At 70.7% G+C, this 21798-nt stretch carries 23 protein-coding genes and 2 tRNA genes; 18 read left to right on the top strand and 7 right to left on the bottom strand.

The genetic code is table 11. The features are described 5' to 3' along the window. Positions 1–43: 43 nt before the first annotated feature. The 3 genes from ACYVK7_RS06540 to ACYVK7_RS06530 all read right to left on the bottom strand — a co-directional run bounded on the left by ACYVK7_RS06540 (position 44) and on the right by ACYVK7_RS06530 (position 3843). Positions 44–1153 carry a fatty acid desaturase family protein gene (locus ACYVK7_RS06540; RefSeq protein WP_460886871.1) on the bottom strand — a complete coding sequence of 370 codons (1110 nt, stop codon included), beginning with the start codon at positions 1151–1153 and terminating at the stop codon, positions 44–46. 178 nt (positions 1154–1331) lie between these two features. Further along, positions 1332–1931: a protein-L-isoaspartate O-methyltransferase family protein gene (locus tag ACYVK7_RS06535; protein ID WP_460886870.1), complete on the bottom strand. Its 600-nt coding sequence runs from the start codon at positions 1929–1931 to the stop codon at positions 1332–1334. 82 nt (positions 1932–2013) lie between these two features. Beyond that, positions 2014–3843 (bottom strand): BCCT family transporter, encoded by a 1830-nt coding sequence (locus ACYVK7_RS06530; RefSeq protein ID WP_460886869.1) that lies wholly within the window; start codon positions 3841–3843, stop codon positions 2014–2016. A gap of 396 nt (positions 3844–4239) precedes the next feature. Between ACYVK7_RS06530 and rplU the strand changes: the two genes are divergently transcribed. The 11 genes from rplU (at position 4240) to ACYVK7_RS06475 (ending at position 12655) form a co-directional block, all read left to right on the top strand. Then, entirely contained in the window at positions 4240–4548 is a 309-nt protein-coding gene (gene rplU / locus ACYVK7_RS06525) for a 50S ribosomal protein L21 (RefSeq protein WP_357462616.1), read from the top strand. A gap of 90 nt (positions 4549–4638) precedes the next feature. Further along, on the top strand, positions 4639–4896 hold the full coding sequence (gene rpmA / locus ACYVK7_RS06520) for a 50S ribosomal protein L27 (RefSeq protein ID WP_274992861.1): 258 nt from the start codon (positions 4639–4641) through the stop codon (positions 4894–4896). A gap of 113 nt (positions 4897–5009) precedes the next feature. Next, positions 5010–6530: a GTPase ObgE gene (obgE, locus tag ACYVK7_RS06515; RefSeq protein WP_460886868.1), complete on the top strand. Its 1521-nt coding sequence runs from the start codon at positions 5010–5012 to the stop codon at positions 6528–6530. Between the two features lie 86 nt (positions 6531–6616). After that, complete coding sequence (proB, locus tag ACYVK7_RS06510) at positions 6617–7783, top strand: glutamate 5-kinase (RefSeq protein ID WP_460886867.1); 1167 nt, start codon at positions 6617–6619, stop codon at positions 7781–7783. Positions 7784–7844: 61 nt separating this feature from the next. After that, the gene (locus ACYVK7_RS06505; protein ID WP_460886866.1) at positions 7845–9188 is read left to right on the top strand and encodes a glutamate-5-semialdehyde dehydrogenase; all 1344 of its coding nucleotides are present in this window, start codon (positions 7845–7847) and stop codon (positions 9186–9188) included. Between the two features lie 126 nt (positions 9189–9314). Continuing rightward, on the top strand, positions 9315–9467 hold the full coding sequence (locus ACYVK7_RS06500; protein WP_460886865.1) for a hypothetical protein: 153 nt from the start codon (positions 9315–9317) through the stop codon (positions 9465–9467). A gap of 44 nt (positions 9468–9511) precedes the next feature. Continuing rightward, positions 9512–10126, top strand: coding sequence for a nicotinate-nucleotide adenylyltransferase (gene nadD / locus ACYVK7_RS06495; RefSeq protein ID WP_460886864.1), 615 nt, complete (start codon positions 9512–9514; stop codon positions 10124–10126). After that, positions 10119–11381 (top strand): hypothetical protein, encoded by a 1263-nt coding sequence (locus ACYVK7_RS06490; protein ID WP_460886863.1) that lies wholly within the window; start codon positions 10119–10121, stop codon positions 11379–11381. Before nadD ends, ACYVK7_RS06490 begins: the two co-directional genes overlap by 8 nt. Then, the gene (rsfS, locus tag ACYVK7_RS06485) at positions 11378–11815 is read left to right on the top strand and encodes a ribosome silencing factor (protein WP_460886862.1); all 438 of its coding nucleotides are present in this window, start codon (positions 11378–11380) and stop codon (positions 11813–11815) included. Before ACYVK7_RS06490 ends, rsfS begins: the two co-directional genes overlap by 4 nt. Continuing rightward, the gene (locus ACYVK7_RS06480; protein ID WP_460886861.1) at positions 11812–12474 is read left to right on the top strand and encodes a histidine phosphatase family protein; all 663 of its coding nucleotides are present in this window, start codon (positions 11812–11814) and stop codon (positions 12472–12474) included. The genes rsfS and ACYVK7_RS06480 overlap by 4 nt, the downstream gene beginning before the upstream one ends. A gap of 108 nt (positions 12475–12582) precedes the next feature. After that, positions 12583–12655: transfer RNA gene (locus tag ACYVK7_RS06475), tRNA-Ala, on the top strand. A gap of 471 nt (positions 12656–13126) precedes the next feature. On the opposite strand, the gene ACYVK7_RS06470 is transcribed toward ACYVK7_RS06475, so the two are convergent. Then, a complete protein-coding gene (locus ACYVK7_RS06470) occupies positions 13127–14491 on the bottom strand; it encodes a glycoside hydrolase family protein (protein ID WP_460886860.1) in 1365 nt (454 codons plus the stop codon). Positions 14492–14710: 219 nt separating this feature from the next. Between ACYVK7_RS06470 and ACYVK7_RS06465 the strand changes: the two genes are divergently transcribed. Both ACYVK7_RS06465 and ACYVK7_RS06460 read left to right on the top strand, forming a co-directional pair. Next, complete coding sequence (locus ACYVK7_RS06465; protein ID WP_460886859.1) at positions 14711–15097, top strand: VOC family protein; 387 nt, start codon at positions 14711–14713, stop codon at positions 15095–15097. 124 nt (positions 15098–15221) lie between these two features. Further along, the gene (locus ACYVK7_RS06460; RefSeq protein WP_460886858.1) at positions 15222–15593 is read left to right on the top strand and encodes a nuclear transport factor 2 family protein; all 372 of its coding nucleotides are present in this window, start codon (positions 15222–15224) and stop codon (positions 15591–15593) included. 21 nt (positions 15594–15614) lie between these two features. On the opposite strand, the gene ACYVK7_RS06455 is transcribed toward ACYVK7_RS06460, so the two are convergent. Then, the gene (locus ACYVK7_RS06455) at positions 15615–17156 is read right to left on the bottom strand and encodes a multicopper oxidase family protein (protein WP_460886857.1); all 1542 of its coding nucleotides are present in this window, start codon (positions 17154–17156) and stop codon (positions 15615–15617) included. Beyond that, entirely contained in the window at positions 17153–18325 is a 1173-nt protein-coding gene (locus tag ACYVK7_RS06450; protein ID WP_460886856.1) for an FAD-dependent oxidoreductase, read from the bottom strand. Before ACYVK7_RS06450 ends, ACYVK7_RS06455 begins: the two co-directional genes overlap by 4 nt. Positions 18326–18390: 65 nt before the next feature. On the opposite strand from ACYVK7_RS06450, the gene ACYVK7_RS06445 reads away from it, so the two are divergent. Together ACYVK7_RS06445 and ACYVK7_RS06440 are read left to right on the top strand one after the other, a co-directional pair. After that, a complete protein-coding gene (locus ACYVK7_RS06445) occupies positions 18391–18876 on the top strand; it encodes a MarR family winged helix-turn-helix transcriptional regulator (RefSeq protein ID WP_460886855.1) in 486 nt (161 codons plus the stop codon). 38 nt (positions 18877–18914) lie between these two features. After that, the gene (locus ACYVK7_RS06440; protein ID WP_460886854.1) at positions 18915–19484 is read left to right on the top strand and encodes a GNAT family N-acetyltransferase; all 570 of its coding nucleotides are present in this window, start codon (positions 18915–18917) and stop codon (positions 19482–19484) included. A gap of 7 nt (positions 19485–19491) precedes the next feature. Here the strand turns inward: ACYVK7_RS06440 and ACYVK7_RS06435 are convergent, their stop codons facing one another. Beyond that, complete coding sequence (locus tag ACYVK7_RS06435) at positions 19492–19839, bottom strand: winged helix-turn-helix transcriptional regulator (protein WP_460886853.1); 348 nt, start codon at positions 19837–19839, stop codon at positions 19492–19494. Positions 19840–19950: 111 nt separating this feature from the next. On the opposite strand from ACYVK7_RS06435, the gene ACYVK7_RS06430 reads away from it, so the two are divergent. The 3 genes from ACYVK7_RS06430 (at position 19951) to ACYVK7_RS06420 (ending at position 21761) form a co-directional block, all read left to right on the top strand. Then, positions 19951–20772, top strand: a complete 822-nt coding sequence (locus ACYVK7_RS06430) for an NAD(P)H-dependent oxidoreductase (protein ID WP_460886852.1) — start codon at positions 19951–19953, stop codon at positions 20770–20772. Between the two features lie 64 nt (positions 20773–20836). Then, positions 20837–21463, top strand: coding sequence for a superoxide dismutase (locus ACYVK7_RS06425; protein WP_460886851.1), 627 nt, complete (start codon positions 20837–20839; stop codon positions 21461–21463). A 225-nt stretch (positions 21464–21688) separates the two neighbouring features. After that, positions 21689–21761, top strand: a tRNA-Ala gene (locus ACYVK7_RS06420). Positions 21762–21798 lie beyond the last annotated feature (37 nt).

The following is a 21798-nucleotide window of genomic DNA, read 5'->3' as shown; positions in this document are numbered from 1 at the left end:
TACCGATCACCTGACGATCTACCGACCACGTGGTCCTGGTGCGTCATACCTTGCGGAGCGACTTGTACTGCGGGCAGTCGAACGGGTCGCGAGCCGCGAGCCCCACCCGGTTCAGGTACTCGACGACGATCAGGTACGACTGCGCCAGGCTCGTCTCGGTGTAGGGGATGCCGAGGTTGGCGCAGTGCTCCCGGACGATCGCGGCGGTCCGGATCAGGTGCGGCCGCGGCATGCTCGGGAACAGGTGGTGCTCGATCTGGAAGTTGAGCCCGCCCATGAGGATGTTCATGAACCAGCCGCCGCGGATGTTGCGCGAGGTCAGCACCTGCTTCGAGAGGAAGTCGAGGCGGCTCTCCGCGGGGATGATGGCCATGCCCTTGTGGTTGGGGGCGAAGGACGCGCCCATGTAGACGCCGAACACGGCCATCTGCACGCCGAGGAACGCGAACGCCATGCCGGGCGGTAGCGTCACGAACAGGATCGCGACGTAGACGCTGAGCCGGACCGTGATGAGGACCAGCTCGCGCACGCGCGCACGCAGCGTCTCCGGCGATCCCCGGAACAGCGACTGGATCGACGTGAGGTGCAGGTTCAGGCCCTCGAGCGTGAGGAGCGGGAAGAACAGCCAGCCCTGGTAGCGGTTGATCCACCGCTTGAGCCCACGGTGCTGGCGCACTCCGTCCTCGGTGAACGCGATCGTGTCGTTCGCGATGTCCGGGTCCTTGTCGACCCGGTTCGGGTTCGCGTGGTGGCGGGTGTGCTTGTTCATCCACCACGAGTAGCTGATCCCGACCACCACGTTGGCGAGGATGCGGCCCATGCGGTCGTTCCGGGGCCCGGACTCGAAGACCTGGCGGTGCGACGCCTCGTGGGCGACGAAGGCGAACTGCGTCAGCACCAGGCCGAGGGCCGCCGCCATGAGGAGCTGGAACCAGGAGTCGCCCAGCAGGACGAAGCCGGTGACGATCCCGCCGAGCGCGACGGTGAGCGCGGCGAGGGTCCAGGCGTAGTAGTGGTGTGCCCGGTGGAGCAGACCGGCGTCGCGCACGGTGCGCGCCAGCGACGAGTACGTGCTGGTCACCGGCTGCGCATGGGGGTCGCGGGGTTTCGTCGGGCGGAAGCCTTCGCGGACGATGGGGGCAGCGTGGGCCATGTGGTCCTCAACATGCTTGGTGTCGACTTCCCAGCCGTGGAGTCGGACGATCTCGTCCATCGTGCGGATCACCTGAGCCTACGGGACCGTAGGTTACGGTCCCGAGGGGTGAATGTGGACGCCTCGCGAAGGCTTTTAGACGGTACGTTGACCTGTTCTTGTCATTCTGTGACCGGACTCACTCCGCGAGGTCCTCGATGAGCGGGACGAACCGGTACCCGCCGTGGTCGGTCGCCCGGGTCCTGCCGTCCGGCAGCCGTTCGATGAGCAGCAGCGTCGTCCGGATCGGGATGACCATGCGACCGCCGTACCCCACCTGCTCCACCAGGGCGCGGGGGAGCGCGGGTGCCGCCGCCGACACGAGGATCCGGTCCCAGCCGTTCGTCCGGGGGTGACCGAGCACACCGGGTGTCGCCCTCTCGATGCTCGCCCACTGCATCCCGGTGCGTTCGACGTTGGCAGCGCCCCAGCCGGCGAGCCGGCCGTCCCGTTCGACGCCGAGCACCGAACCGTGCGGCCCCACCAGGTAGGCGAGCAGCGCGGTGGTCCAGCCGGAGCCCGCGCCGACGTCGAGCACGCGCGCGCCCAGCGGCACGCGCAGCAGACGGAGCATGGCGGCGACCGTCGTGGGCTGCGACGACGTCTGCCCGCGCCCGATCGGCAGCGGCCGGTCCTGGTGCGCCAGGGGTCGCTGGGAGCGCGGCAGGAAGTCGCGACGAGGGACGGCGCGCATGGCGCGTGCGATGTCGTCGTGCTCTGTTGCCAGCTCTGAGACCATCGGGATCACCCGTTCCCAGGGTAGGCACAGGCGGATCGAGGTCGCCAGGTGCCTACCCGGGCACGCCCCGGGCGGGCGTCGGTCAGCGGGAGCCGACGGGCTCCGGCTCACCGGCTTCCTCGGTCGGGTCGGGTGTCCCGTTGGTGGGTGCCTCCGCCTGTTCGGGCCGGTACCACTCGGTCAGCGCGGGATCCTCGGAGTCGAGCCATGCGCCGGCGCCCTTGTCCGCACCTTGCGTGCGCACCACCCCGACCACGAAGTCGTCGCCGTAGTCCTCGATGCCGGTGCGCACACCCTGCACGATCGCCTCGCGGGCGTAGCGCCTGCGCAGGGTCAGCGGGTCACGCGCGAGGTCCTTCGCCCAGGCGACCATGACCAGCATCACGACCAGCGCGAACGGCAGGGCGGTGATGATGACGAGGCTCTGCAGCCCGTTCAGGGCCACGGACCCGCCACCCACCAGCAGCACGCCTGCGATCGCCGCCAGGGCGATGCCCCAGACGATCGTGACCCAGGTGCTCGGCGTCGGGTTGCCGCGCTGCGACAGGCTCGCCATGACCAGGGAGCCGGAGTCGGCGCTGGTCACGAAGAAGATGATGATCGAGACCATCGCCACGATCGAGGTGAAGGTGCCCGCGGGGAGCTGGTGCAGCAGCGCGAACAGCATGTCCTGCGGCGACTCGGCGGAGCTCAGCGCACCGGTGGCCTGCTCCATCCACATGGAGGTGCCGCCGAGGATGGTGAACCACACGAGGCACACGACGCTCGGCGTCACGATCACCGTGGTGACGAACTCGCGCAGGGTGCGGCCGCGGCTGATCCGGGCGATGAACAGGCCGACGAACGGTGTCCAGGACACCCACCACGCCCAGTAGTAGGTGGTCCAGCTGTCCATGAAGGCCTGGGCATCGGGTGCGGTGGCAGCGGTCTGCGCCAGGAGGCGGAACGAGTCGCCGACGAACGTCATCAGCGTGCCCTGGAACAGGTTGAGCAGGAACGCCGTCGGGCCCACCACGAACACGAAGACCCCGAGCAGCCCCGCGACCACCATGTTGATGTTGGACAGGGCGCGGATACCGCGCTTGACGCCGGACACCGCCGAGAGGATGAAGGCGACGGAGAGCGCGACGATGATGCCGATGATCGCGCCGTTCCCGAGCGGACCTGCCCCGGTGACGATCTCGACGCCGCGTCCGATCTGCAGCGCCCCGATGCCGAGCGACACGGCGACGCCGAACAGCGTGACGATGATCGCGAAGGAGTCGACGACTGCCCCGAGCCAGCCCTTGGTGCGCGCACCGAAGATCGGCTCGAGCAGCGACGAGATCAGCGGCGTGCGCCCTTTGCGGTAGGCCGCGTAGGCGACGGCGCCGCCGACCAGTGCGTAGTACGCCCAGGCCATCGGGCCCCAGTGGAACAGGGTCTGCACGATGGCGGCATGCATCGCCGGGTTGCTGCCCGGGTCGAGGCTCTCGTACGCGGGCGGCAGGTCGAGGAAGTACGTCATCGGCTCGTAGGGGCCGTAGAAGAGCAGGCCGATGCCGACGCCGGCCGAGAACAGCATGGCGACCCACGAGACCACCGAGAACTCGGGCTTCTCGTTGTCCTGCCCCAGCCGGATGTTGCGGTAGCGCCCGAAACCGAGCCACATCATGAAGCCGAACACCGCCGCGGTGAGCAGGCCGAACATCCAGCCGAACGAGCCGGAGACCCAGGCGAGCCCTGTGCTCGACGCGGACGCGAGGCTCTCCGGTGCGGCCGCACCCCAGGCGATCACGCCGGCGACGAGAACCGCGGCGAACGCGAACACTCCCCAGTTGGTGCCGAAGTTGCTGCTGGTGCGTTCGACGCCCAGGCCGGGCAGCAGGGCGGGATGGTCAGTGGGTTTGCCGTCGTTCTTGCGGCTCGCCATCGGAGGGTCCTCTCGTGCGGCGAAGAAGTGTCGGTCAAAAAACAGTCATGAACATTACCAGGCGTCCTGAGAGTGTCTTTGTTCTGCCGCGCTCAATATCGGGATTCGGTATATCCGGGGTCGTGAAATGGGCTGTCTGCCTGGGCTGGGTGCCGTCTCGGTGCGGCGCGCGAGGCGGGGCGAGGGAGGTCGTGCGGCGAGGGTGGGCAAGGCCACGCCGCCACCGGTTTGAACCCCTCGGGAGCGTCGCGTAACCTAGTGCTTCGGTGTGCTGTCTGCGCACCCGTCCTGCGTGCCCATGGCGCATCGCACTCGACCGCCGCGGCGGAGCGAGTCACAGCAAAGCCGGTGGATTCCGTCGTGCGCGCACGCCAAGACTAGAGAGATGAGTTGAACGTGGTGTACGCGATCGTCAAGGCCGGTGGCCGTCAGGAGAAGGTGTCCGTCGGGAGCATCGTCGTCATGGACCGTGTCCAGGCGACCCCCGGTGAGACCCTTGAGCTCCCGGCCCTCCTGCTCGTGGACGGGGAGAAGGTGACCACCGACGCGAAGAAGCTGGCGAAGGTCAAGGTCACCGCTGAGGTCGTGCGGGACGAGAAGGGTCCCAAGATCACGATCCTCAAGTACAAGAACAAGACCGGCTACCGCAAGCGCCAGGGTCACCGCCAGTCGCTGACCCGCCTCAAGGTCACCGGCATCAAGTGACTTCCGCTGCGGGCCTCCTCCTGTGAGTGGGCCCGCGCGAGATCCAGATACTTCTTCTTCTCCTTCGTACCGAAAGAACAGGTCCAGCAGATGGCACACAAGAAGGGCGCGAGCTCCTCGCGCAACGGTCGTGACTCCAACGCCCAGCGCCTCGGCGTGAAGCGCTTCGGTGGCCAGGTCGTGAAGGCCGGCGAGATCATCGTCCGCCAGCGCGGCACCCACTTCCACCCCGGCGTCAACGTCGGTCGCGGCAAGGACGACACCCTGTTCGCCCTCACCCCCGGCGCCGTGCAGTTCGGTGCCCGTCGTGGCCGCAAGGTCATCGACATCGTCGCCGCCGAGGTCTGAGCCTCGGCATCCGCGTAAGGGAGCGCACCGGTGACGGTGCGCTCCCTTCGCCATTTTCGCGGGCGGCCCGGCCTGGGCGGCTCCACCTGAGCAGTACCTGAGAGGATCGAGACATGGCCAGCTTCGTAGACCGCGTGGTGCTCCACGCCGCCGGCGGTAACGGCGGGAACGGCTGCGCCTCGATCCGCCGCGAGAAGTTCAAGCCGCTCGCGGGGCCCGACGGCGGTAACGGTGGCGACGGCGGCACGGTGAAGCTGGTCGTCGACTCGAACACGACCACGCTGCTCGAGTACCACCACTCGCCGCACCGGCGGGCGACGTCGGGCACCCAGGGGATGGGTGACGACAAGGACGGCGCCAAGGGCGGCGACCTGATCCTGAAGGTGCCGGACGGCACCGTCGTGAAGGACCTCCAGGGCAACGTCCTGGCCGACCTCGTGGGCGAGGGCGCCGAGTACGTCGTCGCGGCGGGCGGAAAGGGCGGCCTGGGCAACCGGGCGCTGGCGTCGCAGAAGCGCAAGGCCCCCGGCTTCGCGCTGCTCGGCGAGGAGGGCGACACCGCCGACATCGAGCTCGAGGTCAAGACGATCGCCGACGTGGCGCTCGTGGGCTTCCCCAGCGCCGGCAAGTCGTCGCTGATCGCCGCCATCTCGGCGGCTCGGCCCAAGATCGCGGACTACCCGTTCACGACCCTCGTGCCGAACCTCGGCGTGGTGCAGGCCGGCCAGTCGCGGTTCACCGTCGCGGACGTGCCGGGCCTGATCCCGGGCGCGAGCGAGGGCAAGGGCCTCGGGCTGGAGTTCCTGCGGCACATCGAGCGCACGGCGATGATCGTCCACGTGCTCGACTGCGCCACGCTGGAGCCGGGCCGCGACCCGATCAGCGACCTCGACGTGATCGAGGCGGAGCTCGCCAACTACGCCGGCGACCTCGGCATCGAGGGCGGTCGGGTGCCGCTGAACGAGCGTCCCCGCCTCGTCGTCCTCAACAAGATCGACGTGCCCGAGGCGCGCGAGCTCGCGGACTTCGTGAAGGCCGACCTCGAGGCGCGCGGGCTGCGGGTCTTCGAGATCTCCACCGCGAGCCACGAGGGTCTGCGCGAGCTGAAGTTCGCCCTGGCCGAGATCGTGGAGAAGGCCCGTGCCGCGGCACCGGCTCCTGCCCCGGCTCCGGTCGTGCTGCGACCGCGTGCCGTCAACGAGTCGCGGTTCACCGTGCGGCGTCTGGGCGGTGCGGAGACGGGCTACTGGTTCGAGGTGCGCGGCAGCAAGCCGGAGCGCTGGGTGAAGCAGACCGACTTCAACAACGACGAGGCCGTCGGCTTCCTCGCCGACCGGCTCGCGAAGATCGGCATCGAGGACGGCCTGTTCAAGGCCGGTGCCGTCGCGGGCGACGAGGTGCGGATCGGCGACCCGAACAACGCCGTCGTCTTCGACTGGGAGCCCACGCTGCAGACCGGCCCCGAGCTGCTCGGCGGTCGCGGTACCGACCTGCGGCTCGAGCAGAGCGACCGGCCCACGCGTGGCGACAAGCGCCGCGAGTTCAACGAGCGCATGGACGCCAAGTCCGAGGCCCGGCGCGAGCTGTGGACCGAGCGCGAGGCCGGCGTCTGGACGGACCCGGACGCCGACTGAGCCGCGGACCCGGCACAGCCGGGGCCCGAGCGCTCGGACCGTGGAACGCCGAGCGCCCAGGGGCGTGCTCCGGAGAGGATGAGGACGTGAACTCCCTCGGCCCCTCGGGCGAAACCGCTCAGCGACTCGACAGCGCCCGCTCCGCGATCGCCGGCGCCCGGCGTGTGGTGGTGAAGATCGGCTCGTCGTCGCTGACCGGCCCGGACGGGCACCTCGACGTCGGGGCGCTGCGCGGCGTCGTCGAGGTGCTCGCGGCACGGCAGGCCGCCGGCACCCAGATCGTGCTCGTCACCTCTGGTGCCATCTCTGCGGGGATCGGCCCGCTGGGGCTGGGCACCCGGCCGCGCGACCTCGCCACCATGCAGGCGGCGGCGTCGGTGGGCCAGGGCCAGCTCGCGGGCCGGTACCAGGAGGAGTTCGCGAGGTTCGGCATCCAGATCGGGCAGATCCTGCTGACCGCCGAGGACACCGTCCGGCGCGCCCGCTACCGCAACGCGCAGCGCGCGCTGGAACGGCTGCTCGCGCTCGGCGTCGTGCCGGTCATCAACGAGAACGACGCCGTCACGACCGACGAGCTGAAGTTCGGCGACAACGACCGCCTGGCCGCGCTCGTGTCGCACCTCGTGCGCGCCGACGCGCTGCTGCTCCTGACCGACGTCGACGGTCTGCACGACGCACCGCCGTCGCGCCCCGGAGCCCGCCGCATCCCGCTGGTCGACGACCTCGCCGAGATCGCGGGCGTCGAGGTGACGGCGCGCGGCAGCGCCGTCGGCACGGGTGGCATGGTCACCAAGCTGGAGTCGGTGCGGATCGCCACCGGTGCCGGCGTGCCGACCGTGCTCACGCTGGCGGGCAACGCGGCCGCCGCGCTCGCCGGGGACGACGTCGGCACGTTCTTCTCCGCGACCGGACGCCGCACCTCCGCGCGCCGGCTGTGGATAGCGCACGCCGCCCGGACGGAGGGTCGTCTCCACCTGGACGACGGCGCCGCGCGGGCCGTCCTCGGAGGGCGCGCCTCGCTGCTGCCCGCCGGCATCACGCGCGCCGAGGGCCAGTTCGACGCGGGCGACCCCGTGGAGCTCGTCGCGCCCGACGGGACCGTCGTCGCGCGCGGGCTCGTCGCCTTCGACGCGAGCGACCTCCCGGCACTGCTCGGCCGCTCCACCTACGCGCTGCGCGAGGAACTCGGGGAGGGGTACGACCGGGTCGTCGTGCACCGGGACGACCTGGTGCTGGACCGGCCGATGGGTTGACCGACCGTCCACCCCACGGATTGCCCTCGGCACCGGCCCTCGCTCGACGTACTCTCGACGCATGACGACAGTGAGCCAGGACGAGGCGACCCGTACCGGAGGCGACACCCCCGGAGCCGCGACCCCGCCGTCCGGCACCGCGGACGTCACCGCCGCGGTGCGCGACGTCGCGCGGCGGGCGAAGGTCGCGTCGCGGACCCTTGCCACGGCCAACCGCATGACCAAGGACGCCGCCCTGGGCGCCATCGCGGACGCCCTGGTGGGGTCCGCCGAGAAGATCGTGGCCGCGAACGCCGACGACCTGGAGCGGGGGCGCGCCAACGGCATGTCCGACGGGCTCCTGGACCGGCTGGCGCTCACCCCCGAGCGGATCGCGCAGATCGCCGACGCGCTGCGCGACGTCGCGGGGCTGCCCGACCCGGTCGGTGAGGTGGTGCGCGGGCAGACCCTGCCGAACGGTCTGCGCCTGCGCCAGATCCGGGTTCCCATGGGCGTGGTCGGCATGATCTACGAGGCCCGGCCCAACGTCACGGTCGACGCGGCGGGCCTGGCCCTGAAGTCCGGCAACGCGGTGATCCTGCGCGGGGGGAGCGCCGCCGCGTCGTCGAACGCGGTGATCGTCGCGGTGATGCGCGACGCGCTCGAGGCCCGCGGCCTCCCGGCCGACCTCGTCCAGTCGATCGATCCGTACGGCAGGGCGGGCGGCGTGGCGCTCATGCGCGCCCGTGGCCTGGTCGACGTGCTGATCCCGCGGGGTGGCGCCGACCTCATCCAGACCGTGGTCCGGGAGTCCCTGGTGCCGGTGATCGAGACGGGCGTCGGCAACGTGCACGTCTACGTGGACGCGACGGCCGACGTCGCGATGGCCGTCGCGATCGTGATGAACGCGAAGACCCAGCGGGTCGGCGTGTGCAACGCGGCGGAGACGCTGCTCGTGCACCAGGACGCCGCGGCGTCGTTCCTGCCCGCGGCACTCACCGCGCTGTCCGACGCCGGTGTGGTCCTGCACGGGGACGCCCAGGCCATGTCGTTCGCCCCGGGCGGCTCCGCCATGGTCCCCGCGACGGACGAGGACTGGGCGACGGAATACCTCGCCCTGGAGCTCGGCGTGCGGGTGGTGCCGTCGCTGGACGCGGCGATCGAGCACATCCGCACGTGGTCCTCCGGGCACACGGAGGCGATCGTCACCCGGGACATCGCCGCGGCGGACCGGTTCGTCGCGGAGGTCGACTCCGCCGCGGTGATGGTGAACGCCTCGACCCGGTTCACCGACGGCGGCGAGCTCGGTCTCGGTGCGGAGATCGGAATCTCCACGCAAAAGCTGCATGCGCGGGGCCCCATGGGTCTGACGGAGCTGACCACCACCAAGTGGGTGGTCACGGGCGACGGGCACGTCAAGCCTTGAGGGTTCGCGGGCGTCCCGGAGACCTCCTCAGGATCTCCTTGCGACCTGGTGCCGCGATGTACTGGCCGCAATTCGTCCGTGAGAGACTAAAGCCCACCTGAGCACGTTCGACTGGGAGGAACACCCGTGCTGCACAACGCTGTCCTGGCCGCCGAGGCTGCCGCGGAGCATGCCGACGAGCCGGTCGCTCCGATCGTTCTCGGCCTGATCGCCTTTGGCGCGCTCATGGCCGCACTTGTCGTCACGTACGCGTTCCGCAACGTCGGTAACCGGCACTGATCCGCCAGACGGGAGCCTGACGACCAGATGAGCGCACCCACCGTATGAGTGCCCCCACTGGGACCAGGCCGCGCATCGGGGTGATGGGCGGCACGTTCGATCCCATCCACCACGGGCACCTCGTGGCCGCGAGCGAGGCGGTCGCCCACCTGGGGCTGGACGAAGTCGTCTTCGTCCCCACGGGCCGGCCGGGGTTCAAGCAGAAGCAACGGGTCACCCCCGCCGAGCACCGCTATCTCATGACGGTGATCGCCACGGCGTCGAACCCGCGATTCACGGTGAGTCGTGTCGACATCGACCGAGCGGGCCTCACCTACACGGTGGACACCCTCCGGGACCTGCGTCAGCAGCGACCGGAGGCGGACCTCTACTTCATCTCGGGTGCGGACGCCATCCAGCAGATTCTCCGGTGGAAGGATGCCGAGAAGCTGTGGGACATGGCACACTTCGTCGCTGTCACACGGCCAGGGCACCTGCTCTCCGTGGACGGGCTGCCTCGGGACGGTGTGACGACGCTCGAGGTTCCTGCGCTAGCTATCTCCTCGACCGACTGTCGTCGTCGGGCCGAGGAGGGGTTGCCGGTCTGGTATCTGGTGCCTGACGGCGTGGTCCAGTACATCGCCAAGCACGGACTGTATCGAGGTCTTCACGATGAGTGACAACAAGGGTCGTCCCATGACGCGCCGCGAGATTCGCGAGCGTGAGGCTGCCGCCGCGGCCGCCGCCGGTGGTGGCGCTGGTAGCCCCGCTGGTGGCGCCTTCCCGCCGCAGGGCGGGCAGCAGCCGCCGCCGCACCGTGGTGCCCCCGCGCCCGCGCCCGAGGGCGGCTGGTCGCCGCAGAACCCGCCGGTCGCACGGCCCCCGCAGGCGACGGGTGGCTCACGCGGTGTGGACGCGACGGGCCGCCTGACTCCCGTGCAGCAACCCGGTGGCAACCCGCCGCCGCCTTACGGCGCCGGTGGGCCAGGACAGGGACGGCCCGGTGCCGCGCCGTCCGGCCCGGCCGGCCGTGGTGCCCCGCCGGCAGGTCCCGGTGGCCGCGCGCCTGGTCCGGGTGGTGCTCCTGGTCAGCAAGGCCCTGGCCCCGGTGGACCGGGGCAGCAGGGCGTGGGTCCGCACAGTGGTGCGGGCCCCCAGGGCGGCCCGCCCAACCCGTTCGGCTCCCGGCAGTCCGCGGCCCCCGCGCCGCCCGCCCCCCAGCAGGGCCGGTCCGGGCGGTTCGGCGGACAGAACGCTCCCCAGGGCCCAGGTGCCGGTGGTCCCGGCCGGACCGGCGACCCCGGGCAGACGACCCAGTGGGGGGCGCCTCCGCCTGCGCCGTCGCAGGCGCCGTCGAGCCCGCCCTCACCGTTCGGCACCCGGTCCGGAGCGCCTGGCGCTCCCGGGGCGCCCGGCGGCCTCGCCCAGCAGCGTCCCGGCGGGCCGGGACAGCCTGCCGGCGGACCGCCCAGCGCGATGGCGGCCGGCGCTCCGGCTCCCGCCCTGCCCTGGGAGTCCGGCGCACAGGCCGCACCGCAGTCGCTGCCCCCGGGTGGCGGCCCCGGCGCCCCGGCCTCCCCGTTTCCCGGGCGTCCCGGTGCTGGTGGTCCCGGTGGTCCCGGGGCCGGCCAGCCGGGTGGTCCCGGACAGCAGCAGCCCGGCGGTCCCGGCGGCCAGTTCGGCCCTGGTCCGGTCGCTCCCTCCCGCGCCTCCCGCCGCGACGCGGACGAGGAGTGGGACGAGGAGGAGGACGAGGGACCCCAGTACACCTGGCTGCACTACATCATCCTGGTGGTCGTCGCGTTCGTGCTGGGCCTCCTGATCTGGAAGCTCGTGCTCGAGGGCGACAGTGCCCTGCAGGACCAGGCCGCAGCGCTGCTGGGCACACTGCCGGGCGGGACACCCGCCGGCTTCACAGGAGGTGGTGCGGCATGACCGCGACAGACCGCGCTACAGAGCTCGCGATCCGTGCGGCGCGCGCCGCGAGCGGCGTCAAGGCGCAGGAGATCATCGCGCTCGACGTGAGCGAGCAGCTCGTGCTGACCGACGTGTTCCTCATCGCGTCCGGCGCCAGCGAACGACAGGTCTCGGCGATCGTCGACGCCGTCGAGGAGGCGCTCTTCAAGGAGGGCGTCAAGCCCATCCGGCGTGAGGGCAAGTCCGAGGCCCGGTGGGTGCTGATCGACTTCGGTGACGTCGTGGTGCACGTGCAGCACGCAGAGGACCGCACGTACTACGCGCTCGAGCGGCTCTGGAAGGACTGCCCGGCCATCCCTCTCCCCGAGGACGCGCAGGGCGGTGGCGACACCGGTGAGTACAGCGACCCCGACGACGGCGCGATCCACCTGGCCGGGGACAACCACAGGTGACCGCGGGCACGATCGTGCTGCTGCGCCATGCGCGCACGGCGTACAACGCAGGGCTGCGCCTGCAGGGCCAGATCGACATCCCGCTCGACGAGGTCGGACTCTGGCAGGCGGAGCAGGGTGCCACGGCGCTGGCCGCATCGCACAAGGGTTCCCTCGTGGTGTCCAGCGACCTCCAGCGGGCACAGGACACGGCCGCCGCCTACGCGCGGCACGTGGGCCTGGAGGTCGTGACCGACGCCGGGCTGCGCGAGCGCTCGTTCGGCATCTGGGAGGGCATGACGGACACCGAGATCGTCGAGCGCTGGCCGGACGAGCACGCGGTCTGGCGTAGCGGCGGGGAGCCGCCCGTCGAGGGCGTCGAGCCGAAGGACGTGGTGGCCCGGCGCATGGAGGCGGCGGTGCTACGGCACGCCGAAGCGCTGAGCCCGGGGGAGACGCTGGTCGTGGTGTCGCACGGGTCGGCCATCACGCAGGCGATCACCCGGCTGCTGGACCTCGACCCCGCGACGTGGCGCGGGCTGCACGGCCTGCACAACGTGCACTGGTCGCACCTGCGGGCCTCCGGGCCGGGAGCGACGCCCGCCTGGCGGCTCGTGGCGCACAACGTGGGGGCCGGGTACCCGCTCGACACCTGGCAGGCCGGGCCCGAGGCGCGGTAGCGACGAGCGGGTGACGGAACGCACGGGGTTCTGATTTGGTCCCTGGCGTCGGTCTGCATAGACTAACGACGCTCGCCCGGCTGGTTATGGCTGGGGGAGACCAATTTCGGGGCTGTGGCGCAGCTGGTAGCGCACCTGCATGGCATGCAGGGGGTCGGGGGTTCGAGTCCCCCCAGCTCCACCGAAGTGATGACGCGGGACATCGGTTGATCGGTGTCCCGCGTCATTGTTTTGTCCGAGAGCCTGGCAATCGGTCGGGCTCTTGTTCGTCGGGGGCCGTGCCGGCCGGCGTGGTCCGTTTTGAGCATGCACGTGGGCCTGGTTCTCGGCCGTCGAGCATGCGTGATTGCGTTCTGGAAGCGGACCTTGCCTGCGGCTGCTCGAACCGCAAGGTCGTGGTCCGGTTCGGCGTCGAGCCGCAAGCTACGCGTCGATCCGGGCTCTGGGCGACGTGCTTCTTTCGGCTCGGGACCTGGGGACCACGATGATCGTGCGGTTCGGCACCGGCCGCGCCGTCCGATCGGTCCGCGACCTGCGGCCCCAGCCCCACCGTGATGACGCGGGACATCGTTGACAGATGTCCCGCATCATCACCTTTATCCCGGAAGCGTTCGTCGCGAGAACACGGGATCTCGCGTCGCCGGTGTCATGCTCAGCGGCCGAGGTCGTGCGGAACGGTGACGTCGACGGTGCAGCCCACCGAGCGGCCGATCTCGTCGTGACCGGCGTAGGTCAGCGTGTAGACCCGGCCGCTGCCGTCGCCATCCCGCTCGGCGCGCAGCTGTCCGACGACCGACGGAGTCCCCGTGACGAATCCGGACACGTCCCCCTCGCCGCCACCGGAGACCTCGACGAGCTCGAAAGCTCGCGGCCCCAGAACCCCGTCAGGCAGGTCGACGTCGACGGTGACGTCGACCAGCTGCCGGTTCGGCGCCCAGAGGACCGGTCGGTCAACCGTGCAGTCCAGCTCCCGAGCGGCGACGGGCTCGTCGAGGGCGGCAACGGCGTGACCGATCGTCGCGGTCAGCCGGCCGCCGGACTCGTAGTACATGTGCGCTGTGTTGCCGTCGAAGTAGAAGGTCGGGGCCGCCGACCGGCCGAGGTCCGGGGCCTCCGCCATCGAGTCGTGGACCATGCCGAGGTGAACCTCCTGGTCGAAGTTCTCGCCCACGTCCACCGCGTGCATGTTGCCGTCGCTGGCGTGGAAGACAACCAGGTTCCGGCCCTCCCACCGCAGGAAGAACGGCCCCGACACGTTCGGCTCCTCGATCCCCCGCGGCGTCACGATGGGATCGGGCTGGACCGCCCAGCTTCGCGCGTCGTCGGACACCGCCCAGCGGATCCGCCGGGCAACGGATCCGGTCTCCCCGGGCAGCGCGTTCGCCGGGTTGTCCATGAACAGCATCAGGTAGCGGGTGCCGAGCCGCTCCACGGGCTGCTCGAAGACGCGCGCGTACGACGTCTCCCGGCCGGTGGTCTCGTCCCGCTGGACCGCGGTGCCGCCGTACTCGAAGTGGATGCCGTCGACCGAGGTGGCGTACCTGGTGATCGTGTTCTCGCCGTGGAAGTACAGGAAGAGGCGCTGCTCGCCTTCCACCCACACGGCATGCGGCGACGAGATGTGGCTGACGGTGCCGTAGTGCGGTGGCCAGCTGTTGGTGATGAGCGGGTTGCCGTCGTACTCGGTCCACGGGCCGTCGATCGAGTCGGCGTAGGCCAGGGCGATGCCGCCCGGCCGCTCGTGCGGGGCGTAGTACATGTAGTAGGTCCCGAGCGGCTCGGCGAAATAGTCCGCGGCGCGGATCACGCTGGGGAAGATGAACTCGTTCGTCGGGTTGTACACCAGGTCGCTCTTGTCGAACGCCGTGCCCATATAGCTGAACTCCGGAAAGGTGGACGGTTCGCTCCCTGCCTCTGCCCCCGAGGCGGACGCGGAGGCGGTCACCGCCAGGGCGACGGCCACGAGGCCCGTCGTAGCGGCGCGGGGTGCGCGGCCCGTCATTCGGGTTCGGTTCACGACTCTCTCCTTTGAGATCGGTGGCCACGTGCACGGATCCGTGCGCCGTATCCAGGTCGTGAGCGTCAGCTTTCGGCGCCGTCCACACCGCGGTCAAGGCCGGTAATCGAACCCACCAGCAGCGGTGCCGCAAGCGTGCGGTCGGGAACGGGCCAATCCGATGAGTTTCCGTGGCTCCCGGAGTCGGCCGTACAACCGCTCCGACGAAAGGAACTCACGATGGTCACCACGCTCCGCAGCTTCAGCGGATTCTCCGTCGACGACACGAGCGCGGCGCTCCGTTTCTACCGCGACACCCTGGGGCTTCCCGCACGCGAGAACGCCATGGGCGGGCTCGAGCTCGACCTCACCGGCGGTGCCTCGGTGTTCGTCTACCCCAAGGGGGACGCGCACGTACCGGCGTCGTACACCGTGCTGAACCTCGTCGTCCCGGACATCGACGAGGCCGTGACGCAGCTGGAGACGGCCGGGGTCGGCCTGATCCGGTACCCCGAGTTCGAGCAGGACGAACGGGGCGTATCGCGAAGCACCGACCCGAGCAAGGGGCCGACGATCGGCTGGATCGCCGACCCGGCGGGCAACGTCATCGCACTCATCCAGGAGTGATCCGACCCTTGGCCCAGCAGCTCGGGCCGGTCCACCGCGTTCGCGGGGTCCGGCTGGTCCCGCGGCGGTTGACCGCCGAGAGCCGTCGTGCCTATCGTCCACAGCGGGCGAGGGGAGCGAAGCCGTGGACGTCAACGAGCTGCTGGACCTGGAGCACCAGGGGTGGAAGTCCCTGTGCGACAGCACGGGTGCGGACTTCTACGGGTCCGTGATGACCGACGACGGCGTCATGGTCCTGGCCAACGGCGTGGTCCTCGACCGGTCGGCCGTCGTGGCCTCTCTCGGCGCCGCACCGCCCTGGCGTACCTACGAGATCTCCGGTGAACGCCTGATCGAGCTGGGCCCCGACGACGCGATCCTCGTCTACACGGGCCGTGCCTACCGCGACGGCGACGAGCCTGCGTTCGTCGCGCTGATGTCGAGTGTCTACGCCCGTCGGGGCAATGCGTGGAGACTGGCGCTCTACCAGCAGACACCGCTGCCGCAGGCCGTCTGACCCGGTTCGCGCCGCCGGCGGTCAATGGCTGTGCCGCGTGTCGAGGTCACCGGCCTCCTGTCCCGGCTCGACGACGACGAACTGGCCCATCATTCCCTGGTCCTCGTGCCAGAGCAGGTGGCAGTGATACATGTACGGCACGTCGGGGTCGGTGTAGCGCGTGAACCGCAGGCCCAGCCGCAGCCGCACGTCCGGCGGCAGGTAGACGGTGTCCTTCCAGCCGGACAGCTCCGGTGGCGGCGGGTCCCCGTCGACGTCGAGCACCCGGAACTGGACGTCGTGGACGTGGAAGTTGTGCGGTTGGCGGTGGCCGTTCCACACCTCCCAGACCTCGGTCGTGTCGACGGTGACGACGTCGTCGATCCGGTTCATGTCCATCGACTCGCGGTTGATCCGGTTGTTGCGCAGCTCGAGCCGCCGGGTCTCGGCGACGGAGGCCTCGTCGAAGCGGTCGATGGTCGCGAGCTGCGCGGGCAGGTCCGCCGACGGGTCGAGACTGCCGGCAGCGTCCAGCAGCAGGACGTCGAGCGTGTCCGCGGCGCCTGTACTGCGCGCCCGGCTGTTCGAGAGGCCGAGGTCCTGGGGGTAGGAGCGCAGCGTCGTCGTCTCGCCCGCGCTCATCCGGACCACGATCTCGGCGCGCTCGCCAGGAGTGAGCTGCACGCGGACCAGCCCGACCGGCTCCCGGAGGAGTCCGCCGTCGCCGGCGATCATGGAGAACTCCCGGTCGTCGGAGAATCCGAAGGAGTAGCTGCGCGCCGTCGAGGCGTTCAGCAACCTGAGCCGGGTCAGCTCGGACGTGACCGCCAGGACCGGGCCCGCCGTCCCGTTGACCAGGATGGTGTCGCCGATCATGCCGTTGTCCCTCCGGGAGCTGTCGACGAGGCGGCCCCGGCCGTCGAAGGTCTTGTCCTGCACGATGACGGGGATGTCGTCGACGCCGTAGCGACGGGGGAGCGCGAGCGAGGACTCGGCGTCGTCGTCGACGATGAACAGGCCGCCGAGGCCACGGTAGACGTGGCGTTCCGTCGCGCCGTGCGGGTGCGGGTGGTACCAGAGCGTCGCGGCCGGCTGGTCGATCTGCCAGCCTGGTGACCAGGTACCGCCGGGTTCGATCATCTGGTGCGGCCCGCCGTCGGCCGCGGCCGGCAGGTGCATGCCGTGCCAGTGCAGTGTCGTGGCCTCGTCGAGGTCGTTCCGCACGTTGACCCGTACGGACTCGCCACGCCGTGCGCGGAGCGTGGGCCCGAGGAGCGCCCCGTTCAGGCCCCACGTCTCGGCGTCACCCCCTGGCACGATGGCCGACCGTCCCGCCTGCGCGGTCAGGTCGAAGACCGCGACGCCGTCGTGGCGCACCGGCTCGGCCAGCGGTGGGACGTGGAGCGGGTTGCGGAAGTCGACGCGGTCGACCGTGCTGATCGACCCACGCGGGTCGAGCACGTCGCATCCGGTGAGCGTCAGGGTGGCACCTGCGCCGATGCCGAGGGCAGCGAGCCGGAGAAAGCCGCGGCGGTCCAGCCCGGACGATCGCCTGCGAGGTCCCGTCTCTTCCGGGGCGGTCACGGCAGCGCCGGGACCCGGTAGGCGTACTGCTCCGCCGCGACCTTCGCCCCCATGCGCAGGAAGAAGCCGAGGGTGAGGTCCCGGAAGAGGTTCCCGGTCGCGGACGTCACCTTGCGGTCACCGATCCGGCGGCCGAAGCGCACCACCTTCTCCGCGTGCGCCTTGCGCTCGCGGACGAAGCCGTCGAAGGCCGCCGCGGGCGTCGGCGCGTCCCGCAGGAGGCCGGCCAGGACGACGGCGTCCTCGACGGCGAGGCTCGCGCCCTGCCCGCTGGACGGGCTGACCGCGTGTGCCGCGTCTCCGATCAGGCAGGTGGTGCGGGTGGACCAGGCCGTGAGCTCCGGCATGTCGTAGATCGGCCAGGCGCCCACGGACTCGTCGGCGGCGTCCAGGACCGCTCGGACCGGGGCGGGGTCCTTGGCGTGCAGCTCCCGGATGGTGGCCATCCAGGCAGGCTGGTCGAGGTGGCCGAGCTCCGACCTGGCCGGTTCGTCGGCACGGGGGACGTTGGTGAACCAGTAGGCGACCGAGTCCTTGACGGCGTGGCCGAAGAACGCCCGGTGGCCGAAGTACATCTGCTGACGCGTGGTGTCCGGCAGGTCGGTGGTCGCCCACCCGCCACAGTCCACGATGCCGGTGTAGGCGGGCCGCGGTGCGTCCGGCCAGGTGAGCCGGCGGACGGCGGACCAGATGCCGTCGGCGCCGATGACGACGTCCGCGTGCACGGTGCGTCCGTCGGTGAACACCGCCTCTACTCCCTCAGGCCGTTCGTGGAGCGCGCCGAGATGGGCGCCGAACAGGAAGGGGATGCCGGTCCGCTGTGCGCGCCGGGCGAGCTCCACCTGGAGGCGCGCGCGCCGGAGCACGACGCTGCGCGCGCCGAAGCGGGCCAGGTCGTCCTCGCCGTCCAGCTCGGCGACCCTGCGCCCGCGTGCGTTGTGGAAGTCCATCCCGGACAGCTCGAACCCGCCGGCCGCAGCGGGGACGTCCCCGTGGCCGATGGCATCGAGCGCGTTCACGCCGTTCGGGGCGAGGGTCAGGAACGCGCCGCCGGCGTTGTCGAACCCGGTCCGGGTCTCCGCGACGACCACGTCGTCGAGGCCGGCCCGGTGCAGGGCCAGGGCGAGGGCCGATCCGGCGATGCCGCCGCCGACTACGAGAACTCTCATGGATCTGCTCCTTCCGATAACGTTCGTTCGTGCGAACGAACTAATTTCCAGAGTAGCGTGGTGCCATGAGCTGGTCAACGCATGAGGATGCCGCCCGGGCCGAGGCGCTCGGGGCTCTGGCCGACTCCGGCCGTCGGCTGAGCACGGCGATGATCCTGTTCCACACGAACCTCTCGCGGCGGGTCGGGCTCGGCGTGACGGAGGAGAAACTGCTGGAGCTCGTCCGTAGGTACAGCAATCCATCGGTGGGTGACCTGGCCGAGTACGCGGGCATGGCGAAGAACTCCGTCAGCGACGTGCTCGACCGGCTGGAGGCCAAGGGGTTCATCGTGCGCGAGCCGCATCCCAGCGACGGGCGCAAGGTCGCCATCGTCGCCACCGAGGAGGGGGCCGCGCGGATCGGCAAGCACTTCGCCGGCATGATGGGCCGCCTCGACGAGCTCAATGCCGGCTACTCCACCGAGGAGGTGGCCCTGATCGCGGAGTACCAGCGGCGGGCCGCGGAGATCCAGCAGGCCGAGGCACGCGTGCTGGCGGACGGCGCCGACTGAGCTGCGGCGGGCAGGCGGCCGGGCGATAGGCTCGCCCCGTGCTGGACGGACGGGCAGGCGACGACGAGCTCGGGTTCCGCCGGACGGAGCGAGGAGACCTCCGGAAGATCCAGGAGTGGCTCCGTCGCGAGCACGTCGCCCGCTACTGGGCCCACGACACGAGCGACGCGGCGATCGAGCGCGACTTCGCGGGCAGCATCGACGGTACGGAGCCGTCCGAGGATTTCATCGTCGATCACGGCGGCGAGCCCTTCGCGTTCGTGCAGCGCTGCCGCATCCACGACTACCCGGACGGCTTCGCGGAGCTCATGGCGCTCGTCGACGTGCCGCCCGGCGCCCTGACCATCGACTACTTCATCGGTGAGCCGGCCATGGTCGGCCGCGGGCTCGGAAGCCGGCTGGTCGAGAGGTTCACGGAGCGCTGCTGGCAGGACCACGAGCGCGCACCCGCGATCATCGTCCCCGTGTCGGCGAGCAACGTCGCGTCGGGGGGCGCGCTCCGCTCGGCGGGCTTCGCCCACGTCGCCAGCGGGTACCTGGAGCCGGACAGCCCGCTCGACGACGGGCAGCACGTCGTCTACCGCAGGGACCGGCCGACCGAGGCCTGACCTGGCCTCAGTCCGCGGGTCGCGCGTAGGCGCCGCCCCACGCGTCGAGCCAGCCGACCACCTGGTCGAGGGACCGGCCGAGGTCGGTGAGGGAGTACTCGACGCGGGGCGGCACCTCCGCGTAGACGGTGCGGACGACGATGCCGTCGGCCTCGAGGTCCCTGAGCACCCGCGTCAGGGTGCGCGGCGTGACCGTGCCGAGCCGCCGTTGCAGCTCACCGAAGCGGTGCGTGCGTTCCAGCAGGTACTTGACGGTGCTCAGCTTCCACGCTCCGCCGAGCACGGCCATCGACACCTCCACAGGGCAGACCTCGATGGCCCGCTGGACGGGAGTGCGCATGGTCTCCGGTGGCATGGTTCGACACTATCCCAAAGGTCAGTATGGGTCAGCAATGTGCGTACTTGTGAAAGCCGTACTGGGTTCCTAGCGTGGAGCACGTACTGGTCGCCGTCGAGGGAGAAGCACATGCACGCGCTGGTCGTCACCGCTCACCCGAGCCCCCGGTCGCTGACCGCCACGCTGACGCGCGTGGCCCGGTCCGGGCTCGAGGGCTCCGGCTGGTCCGTCGAGGTGTCCGACCTCTACGCGATGGGGTGGGACCCGGCGGTGCGCATGGAGGACTACGGCGACGTCAGGAGCGGGACCGGCTCGTCGCGGTCGAGGCACGCGTACGACGCCGGGGCGCTGGCGCCCGAGATCGTCGCCGAGCAGGACAAGCTGCGCCGCGCCGACCTGCTGGTGCTGCTGTTCCCGATGTGGTGGCACGGCATGCCCGCCATGCTCAAGGGCTGGTTCGACCGGGTGTTCGTCAACGGGTTCGCGTTCGGCCTCCAGGACGACGCCGGCCTGCCGCGCAAGTACGGGGACGGCGGCCTGGCCGGTCGCCGGGTGCTCGCCGTCGTCACGGCGGGGGACCGCGGCGAGTCGTTCGCGCCACGGGGGCTGAACGGGGACCTGGCGGAGCTGTTCTTCCCGTTCCTGCACGGGATCGCCTGGTACACGGGCATGGAGCCGCTGCGGCCGCACCTGGTGGCCGGCGTCGACCGGCCGGGCTGGGACGGGGTGGACCAGGAGGTGGGGCGGCTGCGCGAGCGGATGGCGGGCCTGGAGGCGGAGGTCCCGATCCGGTACCGCTCCCTGGCCGACGGTGACTACGGACGGGACCGCATGTTGCGAGTCGACGTGCTGCCGGGGGAACGTGGGCTAAGGATCCATGAACGTCGCGACGGCGAGCGGCAGGAAGGTCTCGCCGAGCACTGTGTCGACGATCACCGTCTCGCCTCGTGACGCTCATTGACCTCAACCGTGGTTGAGGTTCTAGCGTCGGAAGCATTCGATGAGAGGACAAGCAATGCCCGTCTACACCCTGCCTGACCTGCCCTACGACTACGCGGCGCTCGAGCCGCACATCAGCGGGCGGATCATGGAGCTGCACCACGACAAGCACCACGCCACCTACGTGGCCGGCGCGAACGCCGCGCTCGACGCGCTCGCCGCAGCCCGGGAGAACAACGACCTCGCCGCGGTGAACCTGCACGAGAAGAACCTCGCGTTCAACCTGGGCGGCCACATCAACCACACGGTCTTCTGGCACAACCTCTCGCCCGACGGCGGTGGCGAGCCGGACGGTGAGCTCGCGGCAGCGATCGCCGACCAGTTCGGCGGCTTCGCGGCGTTCAAGGACCACTTCGCCGCCGTGGCGACCGGCATCCAGGGGTCCGGCTGGGCCGTGCTGGGCTGGGACAGCATCGGTGAGCGACTGCTGGTGTTCCAGCTGTTCGACCAGCAGGCCAACGTCCCGCTGGGGATCACCCCGCTGCTGATGCTCGACATGTGGGAGCACGCTTTCTACCTGGACTACCTCAACGTGAAGGCGGACTACGTCAAGGCGTTCTGGAACCTGGCCAACTGGTCCGACGTCGCCGGCCGGCTCGACCGGGCGCGCGCCGCCACGGGAAGCCTGATCACCGCGGTGTGAGGTGGTCCGGCGGGTGGTCCGGCGGCGTCGGGGCGCTGACTGCAGACTTCATCGCGGCCCCAGACGCTGACTGCAGACTTGGTCGCGGATACGGGCTCCGTACCCGCGACCAGGTCTGCAGTCGGCGGTGGCGGGCGCGACCAACTCTGCAGTCGGCGGCCGCTTTGGTCCAGCGGGCCGAATCGGTCTAGACTGACGGCGCTCGCCCTGATGGGTGGACGTTCTGGGGCTGTGGCGCAGCTGGTAGCGCACCTGCATGGCATGCAGGGGGTCGGGGGTTCGAGTCCCCCCAGCTCCACCGATCGTGATGACGCGGGACATCGTTCGTAGATGTC

The organism is Promicromonospora xylanilytica (genome assembly GCF_054782895.1).
The sequence above is the reverse complement of the archived record's forward strand: the minus strand, read 5'-3'. Positions and strand labels throughout refer to the sequence as shown.